Annotated in this window: 13 protein-coding genes; 5 read left to right on the top strand and 8 right to left on the bottom strand. The window is 59.7% G+C overall.

Annotation, left to right across the window (positions count from 1 at the left end; translation table 11 throughout):
• Positions 1–2: 2 nt before the first annotated feature.
• Together BBOU_RS05540 and BBOU_RS05545 are read right to left on the bottom strand one after the other, a co-directional pair.
• Positions 3–524, bottom strand: coding sequence for an FHA domain-containing protein FhaB/FipA (locus tag BBOU_RS05540; RefSeq protein WP_026503038.1), 522 nt, complete (start codon positions 522–524; stop codon positions 3–5).
• Between the two features lie 25 nt (positions 525–549).
• Positions 550–1,251 (bottom strand): FHA domain-containing protein, encoded by a 702-nt coding sequence (locus tag BBOU_RS05545; protein WP_026503037.1) that lies wholly within the window; start codon positions 1,249–1,251, stop codon positions 550–552.
• A gap of 447 nt (positions 1,252–1,698) precedes the next feature.
• Here BBOU_RS05545 and BBOU_RS05550 point away from each other — a divergent pair, with 447 nt between their 5' ends.
• On the top strand, positions 1,699–4,215 hold the full coding sequence (locus tag BBOU_RS05550; protein WP_051616793.1) for a S9 family peptidase: 2,517 nt from the start codon (positions 1,699–1,701) through the stop codon (positions 4,213–4,215).
• Positions 4,216–4,316: 101 nt separating this feature from the next.
• The gene (locus BBOU_RS05555; protein ID WP_026503035.1) at positions 4,317–5,372 is read left to right on the top strand and encodes an alpha/beta fold hydrolase; all 1,056 of its coding nucleotides are present in this window, start codon (positions 4,317–4,319) and stop codon (positions 5,370–5,372) included.
• A 153-nt stretch (positions 5,373–5,525) separates the two neighbouring features.
• Here the strand turns inward: BBOU_RS05555 and BBOU_RS05560 are convergent, their stop codons facing one another.
• The 4 genes from BBOU_RS05560 to BBOU_RS05575 form a co-directional block, all read right to left on the bottom strand.
• Positions 5,526–5,696 carry a hypothetical protein gene (locus tag BBOU_RS05560; RefSeq protein WP_235342102.1) on the bottom strand — a complete coding sequence of 57 codons (171 nt, stop codon included), beginning with the start codon at positions 5,694–5,696 and terminating at the stop codon, positions 5,526–5,528.
• 39 nt (positions 5,697–5,735) lie between these two features.
• On the bottom strand, positions 5,736–6,938 hold the full coding sequence (locus BBOU_RS05565) for a MalY/PatB family protein (RefSeq protein ID WP_026503033.1): 1,203 nt from the start codon (positions 6,936–6,938) through the stop codon (positions 5,736–5,738).
• Positions 6,939–7,156: 218 nt separating this feature from the next.
• A complete protein-coding gene (gene dcd, locus BBOU_RS05570) occupies positions 7,157–7,738 on the bottom strand; it encodes a dCTP deaminase (RefSeq protein WP_026503032.1) in 582 nt (193 codons plus the stop codon).
• A 439-nt stretch (positions 7,739–8,177) separates the two neighbouring features.
• Positions 8,178–9,932 (bottom strand): threonine/serine exporter family protein, encoded by a 1,755-nt coding sequence (locus BBOU_RS05575; protein WP_238552090.1) that lies wholly within the window; start codon positions 9,930–9,932, stop codon positions 8,178–8,180.
• Positions 9,933–10,362: 430 nt separating this feature from the next.
• Here BBOU_RS05575 and BBOU_RS05580 point away from each other — a divergent pair, with 430 nt between their 5' ends.
• Positions 10,363–13,119 carry a phosphoenolpyruvate carboxylase gene (locus BBOU_RS05580; protein ID WP_033490218.1) on the top strand — a complete coding sequence of 919 codons (2,757 nt, stop codon included), beginning with the start codon at positions 10,363–10,365 and terminating at the stop codon, positions 13,117–13,119.
• 571 nt (positions 13,120–13,690) lie between these two features.
• Here the strand turns inward: BBOU_RS05580 and BBOU_RS05585 are convergent.
• Positions 13,691–15,454, bottom strand: coding sequence for an FAD-dependent oxidoreductase (locus tag BBOU_RS05585; protein ID WP_026503029.1), 1,764 nt, complete (start codon positions 15,452–15,454; stop codon positions 13,691–13,693).
• A gap of 139 nt (positions 15,455–15,593) precedes the next feature.
• Complete coding sequence (gene ahpC / locus BBOU_RS05590; RefSeq protein WP_026503028.1) at positions 15,594–16,157, bottom strand: alkyl hydroperoxide reductase subunit C; 564 nt, start codon at positions 16,155–16,157, stop codon at positions 15,594–15,596.
• Positions 16,158–16,527: 370 nt separating this feature from the next.
• Here ahpC and BBOU_RS05595 point away from each other — a divergent pair, with 370 nt between their 5' ends.
• Complete coding sequence (locus BBOU_RS05595) at positions 16,528–17,292, top strand: carbonic anhydrase (protein WP_026503026.1); 765 nt, start codon at positions 16,528–16,530, stop codon at positions 17,290–17,292.
• A 124-nt stretch (positions 17,293–17,416) separates the two neighbouring features.
• Positions 17,417–18,796 (top strand): hemolysin family protein, encoded by a 1,380-nt coding sequence (locus BBOU_RS05600; protein ID WP_026503025.1) that lies wholly within the window; start codon positions 17,417–17,419, stop codon positions 18,794–18,796.
• Positions 18,797–18,810 lie beyond the last annotated feature (14 nt).

An 18,810-nucleotide genomic window follows, 5' to 3' on the forward strand; every position in this document is an offset into this window, starting at 1 on the left:
CATCACCTCAGCTCAAACGTGGTGGCACCGATACGGACGGGAACGCGCGCGGCCAGCACAGTAGGCACGCTGATGCGGCGCTGGTTGACGACAGTGCCGTTCGTGGATCCCAAATCCTCGATGATCCACGAACCGGAAGACGGATCCGGATAGACGCGGGCATGATGTGATGAGACGAACTCATCGTCAAGCACCACCGTGTTGGATGCAGCGCGGCCAAGCGTGATCGGCGCGTTGCCGAGCGGTACTGAGCTGCCGGCCAACGGGCCGTCAATCACCACCAACAGCGACGGCTGGACCGACTGGCGGCGGACCGGCGACGACTGTCTGACGGCGGCAGGTGCGGGGGTCGCTGTTTTGGCGGCCTTACGGGCCTTACGGTCCCGACGCCTGCTGGACAGTGACTTACGCGGGCTGAATGTCTCAATATCCCGACGCAACGAACGCACGACAAGCCAAAGAAACACCCACAGCAGGATGAGATACCCGTATTTGAGGATTGCAAAGGTAAGTTCGGTGGGCATGACGAAAACTCGCTCTCAGGCCGGGTCAGTCCTGATCCTGTGACGAAGCCCAATACAGGATACGGGTGCGGCCGATGGTAATGGTGTTGCCGTCAAGCAACGTGGCCGCAGGAACCTGATGACCTTCGACGAACGTACCGTTCGTCGAGCCGAGATCGCGCGCGATCACGCCGTTATCAGTGATGTCGATTTCCAAATGCTTGCGGGAGATGCCGGGGTCGTCGATGACGATATCGCAGCCTGAACCGCGGCCGATTACCGTCTTCGGTTTGGTCAGCAGGTACTGGCTGCCGTTGATTTCCAGCATCGGACTGTCTTGTGACTGGTTGTCGGTGGTGACCGGGACTGCGTTGCCTTGCACGGATTCCGAGGTCAGCTTGAAATCGCCTTTGCTCAAGTCAAGGTCTTCCTCGAAAATCACCACGACCGGACCGACGAAAGCGTAATGCTGGCTTTTGGCGTACTGGGTGAGATTATCGGCCAGCTCGTTGGCGAGCGCCTCGCTGCCCCACTGTTCGATGCGGTCGAAATCGGGTGTGCTCAGCTTGAACCGGTACTCGTTGGGGGCCACCGTGCGATCGCGGCCGACCGGCATAGCTTCGGAGTCGATTGCACGTTCGAGGGCGCTTGACAGGTCAACGGGTTGCAGGTCTTTCGGCCCGAACTTCGAAAACACACCGTTGACGGCGCCTTCCACGCTCTTCTCAAAACGGTCGAGAACGCTCATAGTGATCCCTTTCTATATCCTCGTCCATCCTACGCTGTGTCGTCACTTCGTCCAAAATCGTGCGGCAATACTTGCAATTTCTTCATTCCGTGGTGCGTGGATGGTGATGTCGCCCACAAAATCATCGGAAAATGCGGCGGTTGGGGGAGAGATGGCTTCGGATGCAGATTCTGCGGGCCGTTCCGTGCGGCGCGGATTGCGGCACGACTTGCATGGTGTGGAAAGGATACCGGCACCGTCAAGCGTGCAGCGATTGTGAGTCCTTCCGCAAAACCGCATGATTCCGCCGATCCTTCATCTCGCGGTGTCGCTGTTCCCGATTCCATCCCACGGTATCGATTCCACACCAGCACAATCAGGCCGGGAAACGCATGGCATGGAGGCCGGGTCCGTTACCTGCTGCCTGCCTGTCAGCCTCGCAACTCCCTACCGGAGTAGGCTGAAAGCATGAGTGAACTTGATACGCATACCATCGGTTCCGCCGATGGCGATACCGCATCCGCCATTGAGTGTTTCCCCGAGCGTAAGGCCCGGACGCTGCGTTTTACGTGCGGGGCGCCACGATCGGCGACCGTTATCGGCGACGGATCGCGGGCACTGTTCCTACGTTCCGACGGTCCGGAAGACACGGTGACCGCCCTGTGGCTGAGCACCTTCGACGTTGATTGCGGTACTCACGATGAGGTTCTGCTTGCCGACCCGCGTAAGCTGCTCCCCGACGCCGACGCCGAGGAGGTTCCAGCTGAGGAGCGGGCACGCCGCGAGCGCGCACGCGAAGGCGGGCAAGGCATCGTGGCGTATTCGGTTGATGCTGCCGGCGATCGCGTGGTATTCACCATCAACAACCAATTATTCCTCACCCAGATTGACGCGGACGGCCGTGGGGCGCGCACACGCCAGCTTGCCGTCGACACGCTGTCCCCGGCGTCTATCGGCACGAGCGGCACCGAGACGGCTGAGCGTCTCCACGCGCACGCCGCCGGTCATACTTGCGCGGATGAGGATGATGAAGCCGCCGATTTCACGCCTGCCGTCGACCACGATGACCTGTTGCCGGTCCTGAACCCGCGTATTTCCCCTGATGGCCGCCACGTGCTGTATACCACGGGCGGGCATCTGGTCATGGTGGATATCGCCGACTGGCCTCAGGCTGATGAATCTGACACCGATACGCCGTCGCATGACACCATCCGCGCCATCTGGGGCGTTCACGACGACGGCACCGACCCGGCAGGACGCGCGTGGACCATCGGGCTTGCGGAATTCGCGGCAGGTGAGGAAATGGACCGGTATGACGGGTTCTGGTGGTCGCCTGATTCACGGTCTGTCATCTTCGAAACCTTCGACAGCTCCGCGGAACCGGTCTGGCATATCAGCGACCCTGCGAACCCCGACCGCGACGCGACCGCACGCCACTACCCGCAGGCATTGACCCGCAACGCCGAAGTATTCCTCACGCTGGTCGATCTTGAATTCGACGAGCATGGCCGGTATTGCGGCATGGACGCCCGCCGTATCGCTTGGGACCGCGCAACATACGAGTATCTCGCCGCCCTGCGATGGACGGCGGGCCATCGTCCGCTATTGCTCGTGCAGAATCGTTTGCAAAACCATGATCAGGTGCTCCAAGTCGAACGCAATGGTACAACCACCGTGCTCGAAGAGCATACGAACCCCCAATGGCTTGATTTGATTGCCGGCACGCCGTCATTCACCCCGGACGGACGCCTGGTGTGCGCACTCAACGATATGGACGCCGACACCAACCGTCTCACCGTCAATGGCAAGGCGTTCACTCCTGTCGGCTGGCAGGTGCGCACCGTGTTGGATGTCGGCGATGAGGATGTGCTCGCCGTCGTGCAGCGCACACCCGACAATCCGCAGGCCGTTGAGCTTCCGGATGCGTGGGCGGATCAGGCGGATCGTCACGACGCCCGCAGTTTCGACGTGGTGCGCTTGGGCTATGACGGTTCGATCACGCCGATCACGCTGTCTGCCGGCGTGTGGACCGCCACGCGCAATGGCCGGGGAATCGTCGTCTCCGGCAGGGATATGGATCACGCGCAATCGCGAATGGTTCACCTGGTCGCTCTCGATACGGATGGCGATCCGGCGACCGCAGACCGGTTCCCTTCCCTTGACTATCATTTGCGCGCCGAACTCGCCAATCATGCGGCGACACCCGGTTTTACGCCGAACACGCGGTTTGTCAGACTGGGCGGACACCGGCTGTACACCGCCATCACCCGCCCGAGAGTCAACAGCCCGTATGCGAGCGCGCAGCGCCTGCCGGTACTGCTCAAGCCGTACGGGGGGCCAGGCCATCAGGAGGTCACGCTCAGTCAAGCCGCGTATTGGGATGCGCAATGGTGGGCGGATCAAGGTTTCCTGGTGGTCACCGCTGACGGCCGCGGCACCACCGGCCGTGGCCCGCGCTGGGATCGTGAGATTTTCCACGCCATGAAACAAGTCACGCTGGATGATCAGGTCGAGGCTGTGCACGCCTTACAGGAGGCGGCGCCCGAAGCGGATACCGACCGCGTGGCGATGATCGGCTGGTCGTACGGCGGGTTCTTGTCCGCACTGGCGGTGCTTGACGCACCAGAAACGGTTCAAGCGGCATGTGCGGGCGCGCCGCCCACCGATTGGACCTTGTACGACACGCACTACACCGAACGCTACCTTGGTCTCGACCCGGAAACCTACCGTGCCAACAGCATTATCGAGGACGCGCCACAGTTGAGCCGGCCGCTCATGCTGATCCACGGGTTCGCGGACGACAATGTGAGCATCGCCAACTCGCTGCGCCTGTCACAAGCCTTGATGGCCGCAGGCAAGCCGCACACCTTCCTGCCACTCACCGGTATCACCCATATGACCAACGACCCGACAGTCGCACGCAATCTGCTCATCCTGCAACGCGACTTCCTGATCCAAGCACTGGGCATCGCACCGCGAGCATAACCGGCATACGGATTCGGCGCATCGAAACACACTGGAGTATTGGCCATTCGCAGCTTGGATGACCAATACTCCAGCAAACCGTTTCGACTACAGTAGATGCCATGACTATTCCGCTGATCGACGAGAGCCACTATCAGGCGCAAATGGACACTGTGGTCCTGCCCGCACTGAAACGCTGCAGCACCGAAGGATGGATGGATCCCGCGCAAGCCCCCGGGCTCGACCAGCCGGCAACGGAAGGCAAACTGCATTACGTATGCTATGACGCCAGGGAATTCGACAAACTCAACATCGACGGCGCCACGGCAATGTTCAACGGGGCCATCGTCATCTCACACGGTTTCACCGAATTCGCAGCCAAATACAGCGAAATCATCTGGTATTTCCTGCTCGCCGGATATTCCGTATGCTTCCTGGAACACCGCGGCCACGGCCATTCCGTACGCGACGTGGACAATCCGTCCCTCGTCTGGATCGACGACTGGCACCGGTATGTCGCCGACCTCAACAAATTCGCCTTCAACATCGGCCGCGAATACGCTGGAGGACGCCCCCTGTTCCTGTACAGCCATTCGATGGGCGGCGGTATCGGCGCATCCCTGCTGGAAACCTACCCCGACACCTTCGACCGGGCCGTCCTATCCAGCCCGATGATCGCCCCGCAAACCGGCATGCCGAACTGGATCGCCTATCTCGTCTCAAGCCTGATGTGCGCATGCGGGCAAGGCAAACACATCGTATTCGGCCAAAGCGAGTTCACGCCGGAACTCAACATGAACGATTATCCGGGGGCATGCGAGGCACGCGTACGCTGGTATCAGCAACAACGCGTCAACGACGTACACAACCAAACGTATGCTGCGACCTTCTCCTGGGTACGACAGTCACTCCAACTGTCACACGCGGTACAGAAACCACGGGCATGCGCCAATATCGACACCCCGCTGCTCCTCTTCCAAGCGGGACGCGACCAATGGGTGCTCAACGAAGCGCAGAACCGGTTCATCCACTGGGTGATCAACGCCGGGGGAGATGCGAAACTCGTGCGCATCCCCACCTCCCTGCATGAAATCTTCAGCATGCCGAACGATATCCTCGGACCATACCTTGAGCGGATTCTCGCGTTCTACGCGGATGCGGACGAGCTGGACCACTGACAGTCCCCGGCAAGACCCGGCACAGACAGACACACCATCCAGCCGGCGAGCGCTATCCGCCTGCGGTGCGACGCAACCGTCACACCGCGGACAGATACGCCGTCATCATGCGACCGCGGCGCTCGCCGGCCATCTGTTTCGAAAGGGGCTCAATCATTCACTGTCATCATCATCAAGAATCGACTTGAACGGGGCGTCCGGCAGGAATCCGTCATAGGAATGCCAGCGACGTTCAAGCTCCTTGTTCGCCTCGTCATGTTCGCGTTGGCCGCGTTTCGCGTATTCACGCAACTCATTCGGCCCCATCATCTTCACGTCTGCCATGTCTCCCATGCTAGCCGCAAGCGCACGCGACCGGCAGTCTCAGAACACGTATTCACGCAACCGGTCGATCGCCTCACGCACGCGGCTTTCCGGCAACGCCACATTCATCCGGATAGTGTCCGGCATATCGAACATCACGCCATCCTGCCAGGCGACACCCACATCCCAGCCGCGCTTTTCAAGTTCACCGATGCTCACACCATGCTCCCGGCACCAACGCGAGCAATCCAAATACAGCATGTACGTGCCCTGCGGCCGGGCGACTTCCACGCCGTCAACCGATGACAGGTAGTCGAACATCAATTCCACGTTGCGTGACAACACCACGAGCAGTTCATCAAGCCACTGGCGTCCCTCCTGCGTGTACGCGCCGACCAGCGTGTGCATGGCGAGCACGTTGGCTTCGTTGTAATGCGATTTTGACGCTTGCGCTTCAACACGGTCACGCAGATATCGGTCATAGATGATGTGGTAGGCGCCGACCAGACCGGACACATTGAACGTCTTACACGGCGCGTACAAGGCGATCGTCCGCCGTTTTGCATCCTCACCGACCGATTGGGTGGGAATATGCCGGCGGCCGTCCAGCACCAGATCCGACCAGATTTCGTCGGAAATCACCACGCAGTCATTGCGGCGGAACACGTCCATCGCCTGCTCGATCTCCCAACGCTCCCACACGCGGCCGCAAGGATTGTGCGGGCTGCAGAACACCGCCACATGGATGTGGTTCTCCTTCAAGCGCCGATCCATATCGTCGAAATCCATACGCCACACGCCCTGTTCGTCACGTGTGAGAGGGCTGTGCTCGATAGCGTATCCGGCGTTTTCCAGTGTCATGGTGAACCCCACGTAAGTGGGGCTGTGCAGCAGAATCTTGTCTCCCGGAGCCGCAAACGCCGCCACCGCGGACATCAAGCCACCAAGCACGCCGTTTTCGTAGCCGATCGCTTCACGTGGCACGTCGGCGATGCCATTGCGGTCACGCTGCCAGTCGGCGATGGCGTTGAAATAGTCGTCGCTCATCTGGAAATACCCGAACGCCGGATGCTGCGCACGTTGGATAATCGCTTGCGGGATGGTGGGGACTGTGGGGAAGTTCATGTCAGCGATCCACATGGGGATGGTATCAAACCCCGGTTTTGGCGGATCCGGCGCAAACCCGGGCATGGACCCCAAGCCGTCGACGGCGAGCGCATCCTTGCCGTGCCGTTCCATAATCGAAGTGAAATCGTAGGTCATTGCGGATTCTCCTTGACAGGTGATGCTGCCCGAATATGGGCATGGTTGCTGCAGTTGTACTGCTGTATTAGGTGAGCGGCGTTTCATACGCATTGCCGTCATGTCACGGGCGTCGCGGGCGCGGCGACGAATGCGGCAATGTCCAGGAAATGCGAACGTGCCGCCGGAAAACCAGCGACACGTCAGGAATAGTGAAGGACGATGGGATAGTGTCGCGTTTAGTCGTCGACTTTTGCGCGATAGAAGTTGATGTAGGAGCGCGATGGGGTCGGACCGCGTTGGCCTTGATAATGCGAGCCGGTCCCCTTGGACCCGTACGGGTGTTCAGCGGGGGAGCTCAGCTTGAAGAAGCACATCTGGCCGATTTTCATGCCCGGCCACAGTTTGACCGGCAGCGTGCTGACGTTGGACAGTTCAAGCGTGATATGCCCTTCGAAACCCGGGTCGATGAAGCCGGCGGTGGAATGGGTGAGGATACCCAGACGGCCCAGTGAGCTCTTGCCTTCCAAGCGCGCCGCGATGGTGGGGTCGAGTTTCACGTACTCCCATGTGGAGGCGAGCGCGAATTCGCCGGGGTGAAGGATCCATGGCTCGTCGGGCTGGACTTCGAACTGTTCGGTCAGTGCGCCCTGGTTTTCCGCCGGATCGACGTACGTGTAGGCGTGGTTGTTGAACAGGCGGAAGAAACGGTCCAGACGCACGTCGATGGAAGCGGGCTGCACCATCTCGGGCGTCCACGGGTCGAGTGAAATATGACCGTCGGCCTGGGCGGCGAGGATGTCACGGTCGGACAGCAGCATTGGGATTCTCCTTGGCAAGACTATTGCTTATTGCTCTGGTTGCGGTCGGCCGCCTGCTTACGGGCGCGGCCTTTCATGCTGTATGCCAGTGTACGCGGCGGCGCGGCCATCGCCTGTCGCGTCGCCCTGTCGGCATGATTGTGGCACGAAATTGGCAGGATTCTTTCAGGAAAACTTCGAGATGCCCACAGCATCGTGGATTCTAATAGAACATGTCAGCAAATAGCTGATCGGGAACCCGGTTCCTGATAATTGAATCCCTTTTCTTCTTCTCTCTCCTTTCTCTCCTCCCCGGCGGCATCCACCGCCGGGGTTCTCTTTTCCGGGCATAGTCAACACAGAAGTCATCAACGACAACGCATATCCGAACGGATTCCACAACACGTACGGTATACCGGCAACCTTCTGCCAACACTGATTGAATCTTCAGCGGCGGGCCTCACACGTCGTATCGCCAACTCTTATCGGTGAGTACGCGTGCCATCACCAAGCCGATCGGCAGGCAGATGATCACCATGAACGCGCGGAACGCCCAATCCAACGCGTGCAACGTGTCGAAAGCGCCAAGATAGAACATCGCGCGGTACATGTACATGCCGGGCACCATGATCACAATGGACGGCACGGTCATGCAGATGCGAGGGTATCCCAGATGCGGGGGCAGCAACCCGCGCCGGACCGAAGAGCGCCATGCTGACGCCAGCAGGCCGGCGAGCAGCGCACCGATGAACGCCCCGGCCTCGGCAGGCACGCCCATATCCACGATTTCGAGACGCAAGGTGTCAGTGATCATGCCGATGACGGCGGCGACCAAGCACATGCGTTGCGGCGAGTTGAACATCACCGAGAAGCCCCACACACCGATGAATGCGAACACCATGCGCAGCAGACAGTTGACCACCGGATCAAGTCCCAGCGGCTCGAATCCTTGCGGGTTGAGATGCACAATCGAAGCGACCATCCAGCCGGCGAGCGTGGCGATCAGCACGATACACAGCACATACGCCACCCGTTGAATGCCTGAGGGGAAGTCGATTTTCGCCATATCCAGTCCGCCGGTGATCATCGGGAAGCCAGGGATGACGAACAACATCGCCCCGATATACGCGGTGTCATGTTGCAAAGCGACAGGATCGAACAAACCGATCAGGCGCAGCATGCCCGTGCATGCCAGCGCAGCGACGCTCACACATACGAAAGTCACGAAGAACTGGTTGAGATGGTGAGCGAACATGCGTCGACGCAGCCAATGGCCAAGCCCCGCCCCCACGAACGCGCCGATCATATCGTATGGACCGCCACCGAGCAGAAACACGAAGGCCGCGCACGCACACGCCGAGGCGAGCCCCGCGAACGCCGGAGAATACAGGGGTTTGCGACGTTCAATCATATCGAGCCGCTCATGGGCCTGCCGCACGGTGACCCCGCGAGGCCGGTCAGGCGACTGACCGACATGGTCGAAATGGTTCGCATACTCGCCTTTCGGTGGACGCTGGATGCGTTCGAGACGACGGATACGACGACGCCCGCGTGCTTCTTCACAGTGCCCTCGCCGCGTTGTCACCTCTTGCGCCGCCTGTGCACCGCGCTCCGCACGCTCCGCACGATTGACATCGTGGATATCTAGCGGTGTCGCCGTCTGTGAGTCCCCGGTATCCGGACGGGAGAGCTCCGCCTGTTCCAGCGCGTCAAGCACGGGATCGTCATCGGCTTCAGCCGCTTGTTCTTGTGCCTCAAGCTCAGCTTTACGCTCTTTGCTTTCTTTGCGTAGCTGCTTGGACAGGTCGGCGGACACCTGGGAGGCGTCACGCTGGTCGAGATGCTGCATCAGCCCTTCAGATACTTCGGTGCGGCTGTGATACATGGATCCGGTGCCGAGATTCACGTTGAACCAGTCGGCGAAATGCTCGAGCAGCCAGATACGTTCCGTATTGACGCCGGTGGTCGGCAGGTCCACCACTTCGGTGATCCGGTCGTGGCCGTCCGTGCAAGCGGCTTCGATATCGGTAAGATTCACGTCGGCGCGCACGTGCACGCCCAACGGGTATGCAATGCGATGCATCATTTCGCGAACGCGGAAACTTCCGGTGCCCGCCCCCAAATCCAGCATGCCGACACGCACGATCACACTGGCTTTCGCCGCGATCCCCGCTTCTGTGATCGGCTTGTCCCAATCACGCTCGATATCCTCCATATCAAGCGGAATGGAGTGCGTATGGTATTTCCTCACCGCAGCCGCGGCATTTTCAATACCGCTGGACTGTGCACTATCCCGTAGCGTTGCTTGTGGATGTTCTTGCTGTTGCGAAGGCTGTTGTGAAGTCACGATTCCATTACTATCGCAAGCCGTACCCCGTACCTGCCACGCGTCAACGTCGCTGCGCAAACCCGCAGTCAAGCCCGTAAAAAACCTGATATCACACCGATTCATGACATGTCCACCATACGGTCACCGCAGCAATACATTTCGGACATGTTACATACCCGTCGAAAACACAGCCGTATAATGCCACTGCAACCGCTGAACCGACGGCTTTGGGTTCGCAACGGCCGGCACCACAACCGTGGAGGAGCCACGGAAGACCGGCAGACCGAACAACCGGAGGTTTGGAAAAGGAGGTTCAATGACAACAGAAAATCAGCAAATCACGCCAGCCGACGCCGCTATCGTGACGTCCGGCACGGGCACCAAAGGCCCGGAAGAGCGTGCTCTCCCTGATTCGCTGAAGCACGACATGGATCTGTGCCTGCAGATCGTGCGCGAAGTGCTCGGCGAATTCGATCCCAAACTGCTCGAAACATTCGATATCGTCCGCCAGTACGTGGCCGACGCGAGTGCCGAGCATTTCACCAGTGTTCACACGGACCCGAGCGAGGGGCAACGCGAACTGGACAAGGCAGTTGAAACCATCGATGCGATGAATCTGCACGATGCGCAGCTGCTTGCCCGCGCTTTCACCACTTACTTCCATCTGGCGAACCTGTGCGAGGAAAACTACCGCGTATCCGTACTGCATCAGCGTGAAGCCGCAGTCGCCGGCGACGAGGCGGTCGATCCAGTCAACGAGATGACCAACGCCTATCACAAGCTCATTGTTGAAATGGGCCCGGCCAAGGCGAAGGAGCTGCTCAACAAGCTTGAGTTCCACCCCGTGTTCACCGCGCACCCGACCGAAGCCCGCCGTAAGGCAGTCGAAGGCAAGATCCGCCGCATCGCCCAGCTGCTGGAAAGCAGCAAGATGCTCGGCGGCTCCGACAAGAAGGAAAGCTACCGTCGCCTGTACAACGAGATCGACGCGCTGTTCCGCACTTCGCCGATTGCACTGAAGAAGCCGACGCCTGTCGAGGAAGCCGATACTATCCTCGATATCTTCGACAACACGCTGTTCGAGACGATTCCTCTCGTCTACCGTCGTTTCGACGATTGGATCCTGGGCGACAAGGCCGGACTCGTTCCGCCGGTGTGCCCAGCGTTCTTCCATCCAGGCAGCTGGATCGGTTCCGACCGCGATGGCAACCCGAACGTCACCGCGAAGGTCAGCCGTCAAGTCGCACGCAAGTTCAGCGATCACGTGATTGCCGCGCTCGAGGAAGCCTGCCGCACTGTCGGCCGCAACCTCACCATGGAAGCGGGAACCACGCCGCCGAGCGCCGAATTGAAGAACCTGTGGAACCACCAGAAGGAAATGAGCGAACGGCTCACTTCCAAGGCCGCGTTGATCTCCACCAAGGAGATGCACCGCGCTGTCATGCTGGTGATGGCAGACCGTCTGCATTACACAATCGAGCGTGACGCCGATCTGATGTACAAGTCTTGCGACGATTTCATCGCAGATTTGCAGGTCGTGCAACGTTCCCTCGCCGCCGCAGGCGACCCGCGCGCCGCGTATGGCCCGCTGCAGGATCTTATCTGGCAGGCGCAAACCTTCGGATTCCACATGGTGGAGATGGAGTTCCGCCAGCATTCAGTCGTGCATTCGCGCGCGCTCGAGGACATCCGCGAGCATGGTTTGCACGGCGAACGCGGCGAATTGCAGCCGATGACCCATGAGGTGCTCGACACCTTCCGCGCTCTGGGTGCCATCCAGAAGCGCAATGGCATCAAGGCCGCACGCCGTTACATCATCTCCTTTACGAAGTCCGCTCAGAACGTGCGCGACGTGTACGAACTGAACCGTCTCGCCTTCGCCCATCCGGAGGATGTGCCGACCATCGATGTGATCCCGCTGTTTGAACAACTTGAGGATCTGCAGAACTCGGTGGATGTGCTCGATGAAATCATCAAGATTCCTGAAGTACAGGCACGTCTTAAGGCAACCGGCGGCAAGATGGAGGTCATGCTCGGCTACTCGGATTCCTCCAAGGACGCCGGCCCGACCACATCCATCCTCGCGCTGCATGAGACTGAAGGCCGTATCGCCAAGTGGGCCAAGGAACACGATATCGATCTGACGCTGTTCCACGGTCGTGGCGGCGCTGTCGGTCGTGGCGGCGGCCCGGCGAACCGCGCGGTGCTCGCGCAGCCTGCCGGCTCGGTCAATTGCCGTTTCAAGCTCACCGAGCAGGGCGAGGTCATCTTCGCCCGGTACGGCAACCCGGTGCTTGGCATCCGTCACATCGAGTCTGTCGCCGCGGCAACGCTTCTGCAGTCCGCTCCGAGCATTGACAAGATCAACACGGAGATGACCGCGAAGTACAAGTCGATGGCTGATGAGCTCAACGAGACTTCGCACGAGCGCTTCCTCGACCTGTTGCACACGCCGGACTTCGCCGAATGGTTCTCGACCGTCACCCCGCTCGCCGAGGTCGGTCTGCTGCCTATCGGCTCCCGTCCTGCCAAGCGCGGCCTGGGCGCCAAGTCGCTGGACGATTTACGTACCATCCCGTGGGTGTTCGCATGGTCGCAGGCGCGCATCAATCTGGCCGCATGGTATGGTCTGGGCACGGCGTGCGAGAAGTTCGGCGACCTCGATACCCTGCGCAAGGCGTATGAGGAATGGCCGCTGTTCTCCACGTTCATCGACAATATCGAAATGTCGATTGCGAAGACCGATGAGCGTATCGCCAAGATGTATCTGGCGCTCGGCGACCGCGACGATCTGCGTGACAAGGTGCTCGACGAGATGCGTCTGACCCGCAAGTGGGTGCTGCGCATCGTCGGCGACGCATGGCCGCTGCAACATCGTCATGTGCTCGGTCAGGCCATCAGGGTCCGCTCCCCGTATGTGGACGCGTTGTCTGTCACCCAGGTGCTGGCGTTGCGTTCGCTGCGTCGCAAGGTGGACAAGGAAGAACTCAGCCAAAGCCAACAGGCAGAGTTCATCTACCTTATCCTGTGCACCGTTTCGGGTGTCGCTGCAGGCCTGCAGAACACGGGCTGATTTCAATTTCCGACCAGTGCAAACGCGGGAAGGCCTCGTATCCTATGGGTGCGGGGTCTTCCCGCGTTTTCAGGCGGTTTGTACGTGATTAGCGTGTGGCATACGACAGGGTTGGATTTGTCTTCGGATTACGACTGTATGCGATGACATACTCAACTCATCACATGCCACGACGACATGACTTCACTCGTCAGCATTGGACTACCCGGGAATGTCATCGTTCACCCCACCTGCCGGGAGTTTGCATGAATTCGTCGATGGCAGCGCGTTCTCCCGCATATGCGCGGGACTTCTCGCAACAAGTGCGATTCGGGCCATAATCTCCCATCGGCTTGATTCGGGTCGTGTTGGTATTTCAACGTTTTCCTTGGCGCATTATCGCCGAATCACGTTCTTGCGAGTAATCTCCCGGGAGATTATCTACCGCCTCGTGAATCTGCGAAGAACTCCCGCGCTCCCGTCCCCATCAGCAACTGCCGAAAAAGCAAGCGCCCGTCGTATGGGATGATACCCACACGACGGGCGCGATTCAGATGGGTGCGATGCCAACCCAACAGCTGCACGAAAGAAATCAGGCTCCCAGCAGATCAAGCATCTGCGGCACCGATTTCTTGCCGAATTCGATGGTCTGCTGCGCACCGGGCCGGGTGATAACCATGCACGGCACGCTCATCACGCTGAACTTGTCCTTGAGCTGGGGGAAGTGCGCGATATCGTAGGCTTCCGCCCGCACCTTCGGGTTCGCGGCGGCGATCCGTTGTGTCGCGAGCACGGTTTCCGGGCACATCGTGCAGGTGAGCGAAACCAGCAGCATGACATCAACCGGCTTGCTGATGGAAGCAATCCGCTCAGCGGTGTCATGATCAAGCGCCTGCCCGGGACCGGCCACGTTGTACAGGGCGAGTACGAAGGAGTTGAACTCATGCCCGCTTGGAACACCATGGAAGGCGATACCGGTTTCCTGCGGCTCGCCGTTCGCTCCGACCGTGCACAACCGCACGTTCGGCCGCGCATCCGGCAGAGGGTCATCGAGTGACGTCTCACCGGCGTCGGCCGAAGCCGTATCGACCACCGTGCTCAGTTTGCCGCCGCTCAACGCCACCATTTCACCGATGAACGCCTGCAATTCCTTGGACAGCGGCGAATCATCGAGCTCGAGCTTCAACACCAGCGGACGTGCCATCCGGGAGAATACGACCGCAAGCTGTTGGCGGATCGCATCGTCGAAGAACGCATGATTACCGGCGCCCGACGCGGAAGAGGCACTGCCAGAGCGCTGTGGCGCCGGAGCTGGGGACGTGCCCGACGCGCTGGCGGCCTTCGCGGCTTTCTCTTCCTGCTGCTCGTATGCGGATGTCGTCGGGCGCGGCGGCATCAGTCCGGTCTTCTCGCTCAGTTGCTTCGCATACCGTTCCAGTTCGACCGCGGCGATTGCGCCATCGGCGGTCGCCGTGACCACTTGGCGCAAATTCTTGACCCGCAGATCGCCCGCCGCATACACGCCAGGAACCGAGGTCTCCAAGTAGCCGTGCGTGACCACATATCCGTGATCATCAAGCTCCACAACACCACGAACCAGCTCGGTCTGCGGCACATAGCCGGCGAACACGAACACGCCGAATGTTCCACCATCCGCAGGCTTCCATACGGTTGTCTCGCCGGTTTGCGTATCGCGCAGCGTCGCCTCGGTCAGCCCACCGGAACCGGCGGCGACCCCTTCGAGCTGTGTATGGTACCGCACTTCGATCTTCGGGTGGTTCTTGGCTTCGGCTGCGACAGCCGCGTCACAGGTGAAATCGCCTTCACGCACGAGGATGGTGACTTTGCTGGCGTATTTTGTCAGGAATACGGATTCTTCTGCCGCCGCGAACCCGCCACCGACCACGATGACCTCACGGCCATTGAAGAATTCGCCATCGCACGTGGCACAATACGCCACACCGCGACCCGCGTACTCCTGTTCGCCGGTAAAACCGATTTTGCGCGGTGAAGCGCCGGTCGCGATGAGGATGCCGAAACAGCGGATATCCCCACGATTGGTGTGGACGATTTTGATGTCACCGTCCACGTCCAATCCTGTTGCTTCGGCGATTTTGAATTCTGCTCCGAAATTCTGCGCCTGCTTGCGCATGGTCGCCGTGAGTTTGCGTCCGTCAGTGCGTTCGACACCCGGATAGTTCACCACTTCGGATGTGATGGTGATCTGCCCGCCGAAATCCGCCTTTTCCAGTATCAGGACGCGATATCGCGCACGCGCCAAATACAGGCCTGCGGTCAGACCGGCAGGGCCGCCGCCGATGACCACGACATCATACAAATCATCTTGCTGTTGCATTGTCAGCTCCTCATATCGTACCGATTACGGGTTCATATGACGGGTGCCGCCGCCTGGCGCAGCCACAAACCTGACTGGTTGCGATGGTGCGACCGGCGACGGCACCCAGAGTAGGGACTTTCAGCTGATCAGCTGACCGTCACAGCTGGCCGACAAGGTCAAGCGACGGCGCGATGGTGTCCTCACCCGGTTCCCACTTGGCGGGGCACACCTGATCGCCGTGCTCGTAGACGAACTGGGATGCCTGCACGCGGCGCAGCAGCTCTTCGGCGTTGCGGCCCACGTTGGAGGAGATCACCTCGTAAGCGACGACTTTGCCTTCCGGGTTGATGATGAAGTCGCCGCGCTCAGCCTGGCCGAGTTCCTCATTGTAGGTGTCGAGATCGCGGGCGAGCAGTGCGGTCGGGTCGGCGAGCATCGGATATTGGATTTTTGCGATTTTCTCATTCGCGTCATGCCACGCCTTGTGCACGAAGTGCGTGTCGTGGGAGACGGAGTAGATTTCGCAGCCGATCTTCTTGAACTCTTCGTAGTGGTCCGCGAGATCTTCAAGCTCGGTCGGGCAGACGAAGGTGAAATCAGCCGGATAGAAGAAGAACAGGGACCAGTGGCCGAGCACGTCAGCCTTGGTCACTTCGTGGAAATCGTTGTTCTGGAACGCCTGGACAGTGAAGTCGGTCAGTTCATGTTGCAGTAGTGTCATGGTGCACCTCGTCGTCTCGTTGTTCGATGCTGACGGGCTTTGCGCACGGCCCGCCTGTGTACGGGCCCGGAGGTTCCGGCCCCGCGTGGCTCCCATGCTAGACCATGACCGATGGAAAAACTCGGATTTCTGCTGTGGCAATCATCACACTGTGTCGTGCTTGACATCCATGCGCCGCACAGCGATACTGTCGTCTTTCAAGCCGATGATGGCAGGAGTCACGCTACCGTAACCGGTTGGCGAGATTGCCGGTTGGGCGGTTGCCGTCATCCCACCGGATGCATATGGGTTGGGCGCATAGAATCCGCTCAGCCACGGCATCGTCGAATCTGCGATACGATGGCAACGCACATCACAGGCAGGAGGCCCCATGGCAGACCAGACACACAATGATGACGTCCAGCACGAACCGACCGCAACGTCGACGTGGAGCCGCCTGCTCGCCGGTAACCGGCGTTTCGCTCAAGGCAAGATGACACACGCCTGGCAGGATTGTGAAACCCGTGAATCATTGCTTGATTCTCAGCGTCCCGATGCGGCTGTGCTGTCTTGTTCGGATTCCCGGGTGCCGCCGGAAATCATCTTCGATGCCGGTCTCGGCGATATGTTCACGGTTCGGACAGCAGGGCAGATCATCGATGACAGTGTGCTCGCCTCGCTCGAATACGCTGTCGACAAGCTGCATGTCAGTCTGCTGGTCATTCTCGGGCATCAGCACTGCGGTGCCATCCAAGCGGCGGAGACACAGCTTGGAGTGCTGGCGTCGCGTGTAAGACACGGCGATGATTCGCCTGAAACCGCACAATCACTGGCATCCGTCATTGATGAAATCGAAGCGATAGACGACGCGCAAACCGCCGAAACCGCACAAGATCAACTGGAAGAATCCTTGGAACATCTGGTCGCCGAAGCGACTTCCCCGATTGTGCGGTCAGTCGGCCCATCCGTTCTCCAAGCATATGAAGCGCAATTGCGCAATCACGAGGATATCGAACGCGTACATATCGCCCACACCATCGAGGAACTGGTCGATCGTTCGCAGCCGATCCAACAAGCCCTGGCGGATGAGCGCCTGATGCTTGTCGGAGCACGCTACTGCATGGATACCGGCCTGGTGGAAGTGTTGAGCTTCTAGCGAACCCCGTGATTTCGGATTCAAACTCCACGCCGACCGCCTGGATTGCCGCGTCATTCCCACTCGTCAGCGTCTCACGCAGCAGGATCGCCGCTTGACCGACGCTTCTTCTAGAGTGGAAGGCATGTCGTCACTGTGGTTGAATGTCCTGCTGATCTTTGTGTTTCTCGTGCTCGGATCGGTGTTTTCCGGCACAGAGCTGGCGCTGGTGAGTCTGCGCGGTTCGCAGATCGATCAGATGGAGCAGGAGGATGCCCGCGGCGCACGCGTTGCGCGTATCGCACGTGACCCCAATACCTTCCTGTCCACAGTACAGCTTGGCGTCACGCTATCCGGCTTCCTCTCGGCTTCTTTCGGCGAATCGGCGATATCCCCGATGATTGTCCCCGTGGTGGTCAGTTGGGGTGTGCCGCAGCATATCGCCGGCCCACTGACCACGATCGTACTGACGTTGATCATCTCATACTGCTCGATCGTCATTTCCGAGATGGTGCCGAAACGTATCGCCATGCAACGCACCGAACAGATCGCCCGCGCAGTTGTCCCCGCCATCGATGTATTTGCGAAAGTATGCAAGCCGATTATCTGGCTGATCGGCAAGAACACCAATGGTCTGGTCCGTCTGCTCGGCTTCGACCCGAATGAGACGGAAAGCGAAGTTTCCGACGAGGAGCTGCGTGTGCTGGTCAACACGAATACGCGGCTTGGCAAGGACGAACGCACCATTCTGGACGACGTATTCGACGCGTCCGAAACGATTGTGGCCGAAGTGATGCGGCCGCGCGCCGATGTTGTGTTTCTTGAAGGCGATATGACCATCGAGGACGCCGCCGCCTACGTGCGTGAGATGCCGTATTCGCGGTATCCGGTCACCGGCAAGGATTTCGACGACGTGCTCGGTTTCGTACACGTGCGCGACCTCCTGGACGTGCGCGACCCCAACGCCAAAACCGTGGCGGATATCACCCGCGAAGGCATTTCCCTGCCAGGTACGTCGAAACTGCTGCCCAGCCTTGAGCTACTGCGCAAAAGTGGTATTCATCTCGCCGTGGTCATTGACGAGTACGGCGGCACGGACGGCATTGTGACGCTTGAGGATATGACCGAGGAGCTGGTCGGCGACATCCACGACGAATACGATCTGCCGGAAACCAAGGATGGCAAGACCGCACCGGACACCGCGTTCGTCAATGGCGTGGCGACCATCGACGGCGGCATGACGATCGAGGATTTCGCCGATCTGACCGGCATCGAACTCGAGGACGGCCCGTATGAGACGGTCGCCGGGTATTTCCTCGCTCATACCGGCAAAATGGGCGCTGTAGGCGATGTACTGCACTCCGATGACGGCTACGATATGGTCGTCACGAAAGTCGACGGCCGGCGGATCGAAACCGTTGAAGTCCGCAAAAGCGGCTCGCCTGATCATGTGGATATCGCTGACAATGGAAAGAAGCCAGCAAATACCGACGAATCACACGACAGCGATGCCGTGGCCCGCTGACCAGTCGCGCTGAC

The organism is Bifidobacterium boum (assembly GCF_000741535.1).
Lineage (GTDB): Bacteria > Actinomycetota > Actinomycetes > Actinomycetales > Bifidobacteriaceae > Bifidobacterium > Bifidobacterium boum.

Excerpts from the sequence above, each read along its gene's own strand:
- BBOU_RS05540 (WP_026503038.1), bottom strand. The coding sequence starts at position 524 with ATGCCCACCGAACTTACCTTTGCAATCCTCAAATACGGGTATCTCATC.
- BBOU_RS05545 (WP_026503037.1), bottom strand. The coding sequence starts at position 1,251 with ATGAGCGTTCTCGACCGTTTTGAGAAGAGCGTGGAAGGCGCCGTCAAC.
- BBOU_RS05550 (WP_051616793.1), top strand. The coding sequence starts at position 1,699 with ATGAGTGAACTTGATACGCATACCATCGGTTCCGCCGATGGCGATACC.
- BBOU_RS05555 (WP_026503035.1), top strand. The coding sequence starts at position 4,317 with ATGACTATTCCGCTGATCGACGAGAGCCACTATCAGGCGCAAATGGAC.
- BBOU_RS05560 (WP_235342102.1), bottom strand. The coding sequence starts at position 5,696 with ATGGCAGACGTGAAGATGATGGGGCCGAATGAGTTGCGTGAATACGCG.
- BBOU_RS05565 (WP_026503033.1), bottom strand. The coding sequence starts at position 6,938 with ATGACCTACGATTTCACTTCGATTATGGAACGGCACGGCAAGGATGCG.
- dcd (WP_026503032.1), bottom strand. The coding sequence starts at position 7,738 with ATGCTGCTGTCCGACCGTGACATCCTCGCCGCCCAGGCCGACGGTCAT.
- BBOU_RS05575 (WP_238552090.1), bottom strand. The coding sequence starts at position 9,932 with ATGGAGGATATCGAGCGTGATTGGGACAAGCCGATCACAGAAGCGGGG.
- BBOU_RS05580 (WP_033490218.1), top strand. The coding sequence starts at position 10,363 with ATGACAACAGAAAATCAGCAAATCACGCCAGCCGACGCCGCTATCGTG.
- BBOU_RS05585 (WP_026503029.1), bottom strand. The coding sequence starts at position 15,454 with ATGCAACAGCAAGATGATTTGTATGATGTCGTGGTCATCGGCGGCGGC.
- ahpC (WP_026503028.1), bottom strand. The coding sequence starts at position 16,157 with ATGACACTACTGCAACATGAACTGACCGACTTCACTGTCCAGGCGTTC.
- BBOU_RS05595 (WP_026503026.1), top strand. The coding sequence starts at position 16,528 with ATGGCAGACCAGACACACAATGATGACGTCCAGCACGAACCGACCGCA.
- BBOU_RS05600 (WP_026503025.1), top strand. The coding sequence starts at position 17,417 with ATGTCGTCACTGTGGTTGAATGTCCTGCTGATCTTTGTGTTTCTCGTG.